Consider the following 11,337-nt stretch of genomic DNA (forward strand, 5'->3'; position numbering starts at 1 on the left):
GACGGCTGGCTGATGGACCGGCTGTTCGGCGGGAATCCTTAGCTTCGCAGCGTGAAGCACGGGGCCTCGAAACAAAAACCGCGAAAACAACCCCATGCACAGTAGCCGGCGGTAACGAAATCAACGGCTTGCGTGGGCGGTCGAGAAGCCTGAAAGCGTCCGCCAGAAGACAGCTGTCATTCCCCGCGAAAGCGGGGAATCCAGTACGCCGGGGCTTCTCGATTCAATCAGTGCCGTCTCGGCGTACTGGATCGCCCGGTCAAGCCGGGCGATGACACCTTTCAAGACGTTAGCAGCAAGGCCCTAATCCTCGACCCCGTACCGGTGGAGATCATTCCCGTAGGTGTCGAGCCACTTCTTGGCGCGCTCCATCGACGGGCAGACTTTTCCGCACACGCGCCAGAATCGCGCCGAGTGGTTCATCTCGACGAGATGAGCGACCTCGTGGGCGGCGAGATAATCGAGCACGAAGGGCGGCGCCAGGATCAGGCGCCATGAGAACGACAACGAGCCGGCCGAGGTGCAGGAACCCCAGCGGCTGGACTGGTCGCGGATCGAGAGCCGCTTGACCCTGACGCCGAGCTCGGCGGCGTAGGCATCCGCCGACCGCTGCAAATCCTTGCGCGCCTCGCGCTTGAGGAAGTCGCCGACGCGGCGATCGACATGCTCGAGACCGCCGGCGACGCAGAGAATGCGGTCACCGGACTCGCGCGTCTCGGTCCACACCGTACCGCGGGTGCCTGCGCGATGAACGATGCGATGGGGCGTGCCGCGCAGCGGTATGACCGTGCCTGGCTGGAAGGGTGCGGCCTTCGGCAAGCGGCCGAGACGCGCGGCGATCCACGCACCGTGACGCTGCGCGAAGTCCTTGGCTTCGGCGAGCGTGCCGCGCGGCGGCATGGTGAGGATCGCTTCGCGGTCGCTCGGATGAATCCTGAGCGTGTAGCGGCGCGCGCGTCTGTGCCGCCGCAGCCGAATCGCAAAGAATTGCGATCCATGCGTGATGACGAGGGTCTTCGGTTCGTGGGGCCGCCGATAGAGGAGTGCGCGAGTGGCCATGTCTGTCAGTCCGGGGAGCAGGAGTTCGCCCGGATTCTGCCATAACCGCCGCCAGGGAAAGCGCTCGGCGCAAAAACAAATCATTTGCCCAATATACAGCGGTCAGGCGCCCGGGAGACCCTACAGACTGGGGTTGGAACCCGGTTTTTCCGCCCCCGCTGGACGCATGCGACACCCCCAAGAGGTGAGGCGGGACTCACTCCTACAGAGCTACCTAAATACCGCGAATCTGGAGGGAACTTGCCCCCGTCAGACGCGCGGACGGGGGCAGGAATTTCGACGGGAAAGCCGAAATCGCCGATTATTCGGCCGCGAGAGCCTGTAACGAGCTCGGATTGGCAGCCGAAACCATGAAGTCGTGAATCCGCGGCACGATCTCCGACTTGAAACGCGATCCGTTGAACACGCCGTAATGTCCAACGCCCTTCTGGACGTAATGAACGCGGCGATGATCGGGAATCGCGCTGCACAATGTGTGCGTCGCTTCGGTCTGACCGAGACCGGAGATGTCGTCGTTCTCGCCTTCGACCGTCATCAACGCGACGCGCTTGACCTTGGAGGGATCGACGCGGGTTCCGCGATGGGTCATCTCGCCCTTCGGCAGCGAGTGCTTCACGAACACGGTGTCGACGGTCTGCAGGTAATACTCGGCCGAGAGATCCATCACCGCGAGATATTCGTCATAGAAGTCGCGATGCTTGTCGACGAGGTCGCCGTCGCCCTTCACCAGATTGGCGAAGAGCTGCTTGTGGGCATCCATGTGCCGGTCGAGATTCATGCTGATGAAGCCGTTGAGCTGCAGGAATCCGGGATAGACGTCGCGCATCATGCCCGGATGCGGGAACGGCACCTTGGTGATGACGTGGTTGCGGAACCAGTCGATGCCGCGCTCCTGGGCAAGGTTGTTCACGGCGGTCGGATTGCGGCGGGTGTCGATCGGGCCGCCCATCAGCGTCATCGAGGTCGGCACGAACGGGTCGCGCCGCGCCTCCATGATCGAGACGGCGGCGACGACGGGCACGGAGGGCTGGCACACCGCCAACACATGCGTGTTGCCGCCGAGGACGTGAAGCATCTCGATGACGTAGTCGATGTAGTCGTCGAGATCGAAGCGGCCTTCGCTGAGCGGCACCATGCGGGCGTCGGCCCAGTCGGTGATGTAGACCTCATGCGCGGGCAGGAAGGCCTCGACCGTGCCGCGCAACAGCGTCGCATAATGGCCGGACATCGGCGCCACGATCAGCACGCGCGGCTGCGGGCTGCGCAGCGGACGGGTGAATTTGCGATCGAAATAGAGCAGCCGGCAGAACGGCTTTTCCCAGACCGAGCGGATCTCGACGGGGACGCGGATGCCGTTGACCTCGGTGTCGTTGAGGCCCCATTCCGGCTTGCCGTAGCGGCGCGTGGTGCGCTCGAACAATTCGCAGGCCGCGGCGACCGACTTGCCGACCTCGGTGCGCGCCCAGGGATTGAGGGGATTCTGAAACAACAACTTGGTCGCGTCAGTGACCGCACGTGCCGGATTGAGAGAGGCATGAGCCATCTCGTACATCCAGTACATCGGCGTCGTCAGGACCGGACTGCCTTCCGCAGCCAGGGGCGGCGCGCCGCCGAACTCACCAATGGGCATCGCTATATTCCTCTTCGCATCGCAGCATACTGCCGAATGCGTAATATTGCGTCAATGCATGGCTCCGTACATCTACGTGCCAAAAGCGACCAAACCAGCCTGAATCCACGAGAAAGTGACGTTATTCGCCGCCCGACAGCAGGGAGCCGTGATTCCTGGCGCTGCGCAAAAGGGCAAGGAATGCCCCAAAAGATGCAATCAGAATCACCCCATTGATGGCTAACGCCTGCAGCATCAGGTCGATTCTGAAGGTGTTCTCGATCAGCAGCGCGCGCATCCCCTCGAACACGTAGGTCGGCGGCAGCGTCCAGGCGACGTATTGCAGCCAGACCGGCAGCACGCTGACGGGATAGTAGATGCAGGCGAGCGGCATGATCGCGAACATCAAGGTCCAGACGATGCTCTCGGCCCCGAGGCCGTTTCGGAGCACGAGGCCCGAGACGAAGATGCCGACCGACCAGCTCGTGAAGATCAGATTGCAGAAGAATGCGATCAGCGGCAGGCCGAGGGCATAGACGTTGAAGTGAAACAGGAACAGCGCGAGCAGCGTCATCGGGATGACGCCGATCGCGAGCCGGATCAGGCTCATGACCATCAGCGACAGCAGAAACTCGATCGGCTTCAGCGGACTCATCATGAGATTGCCGAGGTTGCGCGCCCACATCTCCTCCAGGAACGAGATGGAGAAGCCGAGCTGGCCGCGAAACAGGATGTCCCAGAGGATGACGGCGCCGATCAGCGTGCCGCCGGCGCGCGCGAAGAAAGTGGCGTTCTCGGCGATATAAAGCTGGAGGAAGCCCCAGGTAATGACCTGCAGCGCCGGCCAGTACAGCAACTCGAGCAGCCGCGGCCAGGACGACAGCAAGAGATACCAGTAGCGCAGGATCATCGCGCCGATGCGATGGAGGGAGATGCCGCGATGGAGGGAGATATCGGTCATGGCGCCCGCCTGTAGCCCGGATGAGCGAAGCGACATCCGGGACTTTGCTTGCGGCGGTCCCGGGTATCGCTCCGCTCACCCGGGCTACGACAGTCACACAAGGTTGCGCCTCTCATCTTGCTGCCTCCCGAGCGCCATTCCCGCGCCCGCGCGCGACGTCCAGAAACACCTCCTCCAGCGTGGTGCGGTTGTAGCGGGCCATGATCGCGTCCGGCGCGCCATCGTCCTCGATGCGGCCTCGCTTCATGATGATGACGCGGTCGCAGAGCCGCTCGACCTCGAGCATGTTGTGCGAGGCGAGCAGGATGGTGGCGTTGTTCTGCTTGCGATAGCGCTCCAGATGGCCGCGCACCCAGTCGGCGGTATCAGGGTCGAGCGAGGCGGTCGGCTCGTCCAGCAGCAGCAGCTCGGGCTGGTTGATCAGCGCTTTCGCCAGCGCAACGCGGGTCTTCTGCCCCGCGGAGAGCTTGCCGTTGGCGCGGTCGATGAAATCGGTGAGATCGAGATCCTCGGCAAGTTCAGCGATGCGGTCGGGCAGGTTCTTCACCGCATAGAGCTTGCCGAACACGGTGAGATTCTGCCGCACCGTGAGCCGCATCGGCATGTCGACATAGGGGCTCTCGAAATTCATCCGCCCCAGCACGGCAGCGCTCTCCTCGGGCATCGGATGCCCCAGCACCTGCACACGGCCGGAGGTCGGCAGCACCAGGCCCATGATCATCGCGATGGTCGTGGTCTTGCCCGCGCCGTTGCCGCCGAGAAGCCCTGTGATGCTGCCGCGCGGAAGCGAAAAGGAGATATCGTCGACGGCGCGGGTCTGCTTGTAGACCTTGACGAGGCGATCGACCGCGATTGCCGCGGACGAGCTGCGATCGGCGACAGTCGGCCGGCTTGAGGCCTCGTCATTCTCGGTCATGCTGGCGTTCTTCTGCTATTGCATCGGGGAGCGCAAGGCTCGATGTAAGGGCTTGTCACCCGGTGGTTCCGTCAGCCCATCGTTTGTGATCGAGAGGGATCGCCACATTGGCCGATATGACCGAAATCGCCGGTTCCGACTTCCACCACGCGCAGCGGCATATCCGGCTGGACACGATCCTGCGGCTGCGCTGGCTCGCGGTGCTGGGGCAGCTCGCCGCGATCTTCATCGTGGCACAAGGGCTTGAGTTCAACGTCGAGATCGTCCCCTGCGTCAGCATCATCTTCCTGTCGGCAGCCCTCAACCTCGGGCTCCAGACCGCGGCCAATCCGATGCAGCGGCTGGAGCCGGTGCAGGCGGCCGGCCTGCTCGCGCTCAACATCGTGGAGCTGGCCGGCCTGCTGTACTTCACCGGGGGACTGCAGAACCCGTTCTCGTTCCTTTTCCTCGCGCCGGTGCTGATCTCGGCCACCGCGCTGCCGGCCCGCTTCACCTTCGGGCTCGGGCTGCTCGCCGTTGCCTGCGCCTCGATCCTGTTCTTCTTCCATTTTCCACTGCCGTGGGATTCCGACGATCCCCTGGTGCTGCCGCCGATCTATCTCGTCGGCGTCTGGCTCTCGATCGCGCTCGCGATCGGCGTCACCAGCCTCTACTCGTTCCAGGTGACCGAGGAGGCGCGCAAGCTCGCAGACGCGCTGGCGGCGACCGAGCTGGTGCTGACGCGCGAGCAGCATCTGACCCAACTCGACGGCCTTGCTGCGGCGGCAGCGCATGAACTCGGCACGCCGCTCGCAACGATTTTCCTGATCTCGCGCGAGCTGGAAAAGACGGTGAAGGACGCAGGCATCGCCGCCGACCTGAAGACCCTGCGCGAGCAGACCCAGCGCTGCCGCGACATCCTCAGCAAGATCACCCAGCTCTCCCCCACCGGCGCACCATTCGACCACATGAAGCTGTCGGAGCTGATCGAGGAGGTGGTAGCGCCGCACCGTGATTTCGGTGTCGAGATCAAGGTGCGGATCGCGGTGGCCGCAGTGGCCGAGCCGGTCGGCTCGCGCAACCCCGCGATCCTCTACGGCATCGGCAACATCGTCGAGAACGCGGTCGATTTCGCCCGCACCACCGTCGAGGTGAATGCCTGGTGGAACAGGGACACTATCGAACTCGTGATCTCCGACGACGGACCCGGCATTCCTCCGGATATCCTCAACCGGATCGGCGAGCCCTATCTGTCGCGGCGGCGCCCCCAGGACGATGGCGGCGGCGAACGGCGCGGCCTGGGCCTCGGCGTGTTCATCGCGCGCACGTTGCTCGAACGGACCGGTGCAAAGGTCTCGTTTACCAACCGGATCTTCCCGGACCACGGCGCGGTGGTTCAGATCACGTGGCCCAGGCAGCGTTTTGAGGCTATCGAGACGCTCGAAGAGACAATAGGATGAAGAGACAATAGGATAGAGAGTGATCCGGATCCGAAGGGGCCGCGTTACCAAGCGTGCAGCGGTTTTCCGAAAGGACCATGCTGAAAACAAGAATCCAAGTGCGGTGGACGATTCATCGTGCTTTGACCCGCGACCTTGCGTCGCATAACTGGGCGGATCGACCATTTGCCGCCTTGGCACCGCGCGACCGCGACGCCATATGTCAACGCGCTGGAGAGAGGACACAACCTTGAACGCCATCGCCGAACTGAACGAACAGACCGACCGCTCGTTGCTCATCGTGGAGGACGACAAGCCGTTTCTGGAGAGGCTGTCGCGCGCCATGGAAACACGCGGCTTTGCCGTGACGTCATGCGACACCGTCTCGGACGGACTTGCGCAGATCAGCAAATCGGCGCCGGCATTCGCGGTGGTGGATTTGCGGCTCGGCGACGGCAACGGCCTCGACGTGGTCTCGGCGCTGAAGAAGAAGCGCCCCGATGCACGGGCGATCGTGCTGACCGGCTATGGCAACATCGCAACCGCCGTCACCGCGGTGAAGATGGGCGCCATCGATTATCTCTCCAAGCCCGCGGATGCCGACGACGTCGTCGCGGCACTGCTATCGACCAGCTCGGAGAAATCCGAACTGCCGACCAATCCGATGTCGGCCGACCGCGTGCGCTGGGAGCACATCCAGCGCATCTACGAGATGTGCAACCGCAACGTCTCGGAGACGGCGCGCCGGCTCAACATGCACCGGCGTACGCTGCAGCGGATTCTGGCCAAGCGCGCGCCGCGGTAGTCTCGGCGCTCACGCATGAGAACGCAGATCTCCGGCCTTTGAGGCTGGGGCGGGGCTGCTTGGCGTGGTCCCGGTTGACCCGGGATAGCCGCTTCAGCGGAGGGAATCGGCGGCAACGAAAGCCGGGTCGGCTGCGGATTTCGACGGGCGCGCTCCCATAGCTCGACATGCCTGAAGTCCGATCGCGACCCTAGACGTGCCCGGCCTGACGTCCCAGCGTAGTTTCGGTAACCCCAAGTGTTGACTTCGTGAGTTCGTTGAACCCGACGTTAACCTCGGACGGTGGATCATCGTGCCGACTTGGCGCGTCGAATATCCTCCTGATGTCGAGAGATCGATGGTTCACCCTGCGCGGCTTCTTGCATTGCTTTGCTTCTGGACGGCGCGCGCGGTGGCCGTCGCCGTCATCGCCGTGGCGGCGCCGGCCGCGGTGCGAGCCCAGCAGATATCCTCTCCAGTCTGGACGGTGCCGGAAATCGGCGCCCTGCCTGATGACGCGCATGGCCGGCTCGTGCGGCGCGGGCGCGACCTCATCACCGCGACCTACGCCCATATCGGGCCGGAGGTACCGGATCCAGCCAAGCGTTATGCCGGCAACAATCTCGCCTGCAGCAACTGCCATCTCGAAGCCGGCACGAAGAAGTTCGGCTTGCCGATCTTTGGATTGTTCGAGCTCTTCCCGCAATACAGCGCCCGACTCGGCGCCGAGATCACGATCGAGGACCGTGTGAACTCGTGCATGACGCGCAGCATGAATGGCCGCGCGCTGCCACTCGAGAGTCCGGAGATGCAGGCCCTCGTGGGGTACATCAGGTTCCTGTCGTCCGGCGTGCCAGCCGGCAAGGCATTGTCGGGACTCGGCGCCGGATCGATGCCCGAGCTCGATCGAGCGGCCGACCCGGTTCGCGGCAAGGCGGTCTACGCGAAGGCTTGTCTCTCCTGTCACAACGAGGACGGCTCCGGAATACGCCGCAGCCTGCCGAGCGTCGATCTCGGCTACATGGTGCCGCCGCTCTGGGGCCCGGATAGTTTCAATGACGGCGCCGGCATGGCGCGGTTGATCACCGCTGCGAACTTCCTCCACTTCAACATGCCGCACGGGACGGACTATTTGAATCCGCAGCTCACGGTCGAGCAGGCATGGGACGTGGCTGCCTATATGATCTCTCAACCGCGTCCGAGGAAGGCCGGTCTCGACAAGGACTATCCAGATCTTTCGAAGAAGCCGGTCGATACGCCCTACGGGCCCTACGCCGACGGCTTCGATCAGCAGCAGCACATGTACGGGCCTTTCGGTCCGATCCGGGCGGCGCACGCCAAAAAATAGTTCGGACGGAATGGAGACCTCGCGTCACGAGGACTCCGGATCGCGTCGCGCCTCGCTCGGGCCGCCTATTCCCAGAAATCCGCGTGTCCCTGCGGGTCGACCAGGCGATTGATTCGCAGCGCCGCCGCCATCGCAAAGCGCACCGTCATCTGCTTGCGCGTGGCGGCAGCGAGCTTGTGCTCGGGCGCCTCGCAATGCATGTGCGCACCATAGGCATCCGCGACGATGAGGCCGGTGTCGCCAGGGAAGATTTCGCAAGGCAGATCCTGCGTGAAGGCGAAGAACAGCCGGTCGCAATGGGCGCGGTATTCGTGCCATTTCTGGTCGGCGCGCAGATCCTCCACCGACGACTTGATCTCGACGATCCAGATTTCGCCGCGCTCGTTCAGCGCCACGAGATCGGCGCGCCGGCCCGACGGCAGCGGCAATTCGCTGATGCAGGAGAAGCCGAGCGAACGAAGCAGTCGCGCCGTGCCGCGTGCGATCGCCAGCGCCGTTTCCGACTGGCGGCGATCCGGCGGGGGAACGAGAGCGATGTTGCGGGCGGTGTTGTCCATGGGGCGAGGATAGCCGATTCCATCGCACGCGGACACTCTCTCCTTCCTGGCGAAAGCGACGGCTAGGCTGGTGGCTGCACCACCACGCCCTCATTGCCGCGCAAATCCAGCACGCCATCCAGCCGCTCGCCCTCGCGATCGAGGAACGTCGACAGCAATATCTCGCTGCCGAATCGGATGGCGCTGGTGGTCACAGCCACCGGCTCGGGGCCGAGATTGAGCGCCACGATCACCGCCCTGCCGCCGGCATCGCGGCGGTAGATCAGCAGATCGCCTTGCGCCGAGATCGGGTGGTAGTCACCCGCGACCAACGGGGGACAGCTCTGCCGCAAGACGATCAGGCGCTTGTAGAGATTGAGGATCGAGCGCGCATCGGATTCGAGATTCACGACGTTCTCGTGGATATGATCCTCGGGCAGCGGCAGCCACGGCCTGACCTCCGTGAAGCCGGCGAAGTTCGAGGAATCCCACTGCATCGGCGTGCGGCAGCCGTCGCGGCCGACACCGATGCCGGGCACGTTCTTCTCGAAGGGATCGCGCACGTCCTCGGGCGCGATCGCGAGCTGATGCATGCCGATCTCGTCGCCGTAATAGAGCGTCGGGGTTCCGCGCAGCGTCAGCAGCAGCATGGCGGCGACGCGGGCCTGCTCCGGGCCGACGCGGCTCGCCACGCGGGGACGATCGTGATTGCCGAGCACCCAGTTCGGCCAGGCGCCGCGCGGCAGCGCCTTCTCGTAGTCCTCGATGATCTTCTCGATCGAGCGCGCACTCCAGAGGGTCGAGAGCAGCGCGAAATTGAACGGCATCTGCGCGCCGGTGAGGTCGTTACCGTAATAGGCCATGAGGCGATGCAGCGGCAGATAGATCTCGCCGATCAGCACGCGCGCATCGTAGGAATCGGTGACGCGTCGCATCTCGGCGATGACGTCGTGCACCTCCGGCTGATCGGTCGAGTATTGCGTCAGGATCTTCTCGTTCGGCGGCCGGCCCTCGACATAATGCGGGTTGGGCGGGTTGTCGCGGAATTCGGCGTCCTTGATCAGGTGCCAGATCACGTCGACGCGAAAACCGTCGACGCCCTTGTCGAGCCAGAACCGCATCACGTCGTAGATCGCAGCGCGGACGTCCGGATTGCGCCAGTTCAGGTCCGGCTGCTGGGCGAGAAAAGCGTGGTAGTAATATTGGCCCGTGGTCTCGTCGAACTGCCAGGCGCTGCCGCCGAACTCGGACAGCCAGTTGTTCGGCACGCCGCCATCAGGCGCGGGATCGCGCCAGATGTACCAGTCCCGCTTCGGATTGTCGCGCGAGGACCGGCTCTCGACGAACCAGGGATGCTGGTCGGAGGTGTGGTTCGGCACGAGATCGAGGATGAGCTTCAAGCCGTTGTCATGCGCGGCCGCGAGCAGCGCGTCGAAATCCGCCATCGTGCCGAACAGCGGCTCGATGCCGGTATAGTCGGAGATGTCGTAGCCGAAATCCGCCATCGGTGACGGAAAGATCGGGGACAGCCAGATCGCGTCGACGCCGAGGGATCTCACGTAAGGCAGCCGCCGCAAGATGCCGGCGAGGTCGCCGACGCCGTCACCGTTCGAGTCCTGAAAAGAGCGCGGATAGATCTGGTAGAAGATGCCGTCGCGCCACCAATTCTCGTTGCCTTGAGCCATGCGGAAAGACCACCCGAAATCTGCGCCTCGCGCGGGAGAACGCGACAGCAACGCCCCGGTTCAAATTGGCAGGGCGATTGGGACGGCCGTGTGACGAGGACCGCGGCTGTTCCCGGACATCTCGCCCGAATCTTTTGCTTGGCGGCTCGGCAAAAATCGGCATTGTGCGGTCATGAGCGAGCAAGACGAAACCAAGGCCAAGGCGGGCGCGATCATCGTTCCCGTGACGCTGTTCGAGCAGAACTGCACCATCATCTGGGACGAGCCCACCAAGAAAGCCGTGGTGATCGATCCCGGCGGCGACGTGCCGAAGATCCTGGACGCGATCAAGCAGACCGGCGTCACCGTGGAGAAGATCTGGCTGACCCACGGCCACATCGACCATGTCGGCGGCGCGGCCGAGCTGCGCGACGCGCTGAAGGTGCCGATCGAGGGTCCGCATGTCGCCGACAAGTTCCTGCTCGACAACGTCGTCGCAAGCGGCGCGCGCTTCGGCATGACCGGGGGACGAGATTTCACGCCTGACCGCTGGCTCGACGAAGGCGACAGCGTGTCGATCGGCGACTTGCAGTTCGACATCCTGCACTGCCCGGGGCATTCACCCGGCAGCGTGGTGTTCTTCAACAAGGCGCTGCGCTTCGCTCATGTTGGCGACGTCCTGTTCGCAGGCTCGGTCGGCCGCACCGATTTGCCCGGCGGCAGTCACGCCACGCTGATCAATTCGATCAAGACCAAGCTCCTGCCGCTTGGCGACGACGTCGGCTTCGTCTGCGGCCATGGCGCCGGCTCGAGCATCGGCCAGGAGCGGATGACCAATCCATTCATCACCGGCGAGATGTAGCCACCAACTCCGCTGTCATCGCCAGGGCTATCGCATTCGAGAGCCTCTCCTTGCGGCCATCCTTCGAGACGCCCGCCTTTGGCGGGCCCTCAGGATGAGGACTGTGCGCGCGGCGGCAGTTTCGCCGGGCACCAATGCCACTCAGCCTCATCCTGACGAGACCGCGAAGCGGTCGTCTCG

The 11,337-nt window shown here is 64.0% G+C and carries 10 protein-coding genes; 4 read left to right on the forward strand and 6 right to left on the reverse strand.

Annotated features, from left to right (window positions below; genetic code table 11):
• Positions 1-303 precede the first annotated feature (303 nt).
• The 4 genes from AX729_RS04490 to AX729_RS04505 all read right to left on the reverse strand — a co-directional run bounded on the left by AX729_RS04490 (position 304) and on the right by AX729_RS04505 (position 4,545).
• Complete coding sequence (locus AX729_RS04490) at positions 304-1,143, reverse strand: M48 family metallopeptidase (RefSeq protein WP_061020703.1); 840 nt, start codon at positions 1,141-1,143, stop codon at positions 304-306.
• Positions 1,144-1,360: 217 nt separating this feature from the next.
• On the reverse strand, positions 1,361-2,689 hold the full coding sequence (locus AX729_RS04495) for a polyhydroxyalkanoate depolymerase (RefSeq protein WP_061020704.1): 1,329 nt from the start codon (positions 2,687-2,689) through the stop codon (positions 1,361-1,363).
• A 121-nt stretch (positions 2,690-2,810) separates the two neighbouring features.
• Positions 2,811-3,629 carry an ABC transporter permease gene (locus tag AX729_RS04500; protein ID WP_061020705.1) on the reverse strand — a complete coding sequence of 273 codons (819 nt, stop codon included), beginning with the start codon at positions 3,627-3,629 and terminating at the stop codon, positions 2,811-2,813.
• Positions 3,630-3,741: 112 nt separating this feature from the next.
• Positions 3,742-4,545 (reverse strand): ABC transporter ATP-binding protein, encoded by an 804-nt coding sequence (locus AX729_RS04505; protein ID WP_061020706.1) that lies wholly within the window; start codon positions 4,543-4,545, stop codon positions 3,742-3,744.
• Between the two features lie 116 nt (positions 4,546-4,661).
• Here AX729_RS04505 and AX729_RS04510 point away from each other — a divergent pair, with 116 nt between their 5' ends.
• The 3 genes from AX729_RS04510 (at position 4,662) to AX729_RS04520 (ending at position 8,095) form a co-directional block, all read left to right on the forward strand.
• A complete protein-coding gene (locus AX729_RS04510; RefSeq protein WP_061020707.1) occupies positions 4,662-5,984 on the forward strand; it encodes an ActS/PrrB/RegB family redox-sensitive histidine kinase in 1,323 nt (440 codons plus the stop codon).
• 229 nt (positions 5,985-6,213) lie between these two features.
• Positions 6,214-6,768 carry an ActR/PrrA/RegA family redox response regulator transcription factor gene (locus AX729_RS04515; protein ID WP_061020712.1) on the forward strand — a complete coding sequence of 185 codons (555 nt, stop codon included), beginning with the start codon at positions 6,214-6,216 and terminating at the stop codon, positions 6,766-6,768.
• 337 nt (positions 6,769-7,105) lie between these two features.
• Positions 7,106-8,095 carry a c-type cytochrome gene (locus AX729_RS04520; RefSeq protein ID WP_061020708.1) on the forward strand — a complete coding sequence of 330 codons (990 nt, stop codon included), beginning with the start codon at positions 7,106-7,108 and terminating at the stop codon, positions 8,093-8,095.
• 65 nt (positions 8,096-8,160) lie between these two features.
• Here the strand turns inward: AX729_RS04520 and AX729_RS04525 are convergent, their stop codons facing one another.
• Positions 8,161-8,652 (reverse strand): MmcB family DNA repair protein, encoded by a 492-nt coding sequence (locus tag AX729_RS04525; RefSeq protein WP_061020709.1) that lies wholly within the window; start codon positions 8,650-8,652, stop codon positions 8,161-8,163.
• A 62-nt stretch (positions 8,653-8,714) separates the two neighbouring features.
• The gene (locus AX729_RS04530) at positions 8,715-10,316 is read right to left on the reverse strand and encodes an alpha-amylase family glycosyl hydrolase (protein WP_061020710.1); all 1,602 of its coding nucleotides are present in this window, start codon (positions 10,314-10,316) and stop codon (positions 8,715-8,717) included.
• Positions 10,317-10,488: 172 nt separating this feature from the next.
• On the opposite strand from AX729_RS04530, the gene AX729_RS04535 reads away from it, so the two are divergent.
• Positions 10,489-11,157 (forward strand): MBL fold metallo-hydrolase, encoded by a 669-nt coding sequence (locus AX729_RS04535; protein WP_061020711.1) that lies wholly within the window; start codon positions 10,489-10,491, stop codon positions 11,155-11,157.
• Positions 11,158-11,337 lie beyond the last annotated feature (180 nt).

Source organism: Bradyrhizobium sp. CCH5-F6 (assembly GCF_001556045.1).
In the GTDB taxonomy this organism is placed as follows: domain Bacteria; phylum Pseudomonadota; class Alphaproteobacteria; order Rhizobiales; family Xanthobacteraceae; genus Bradyrhizobium.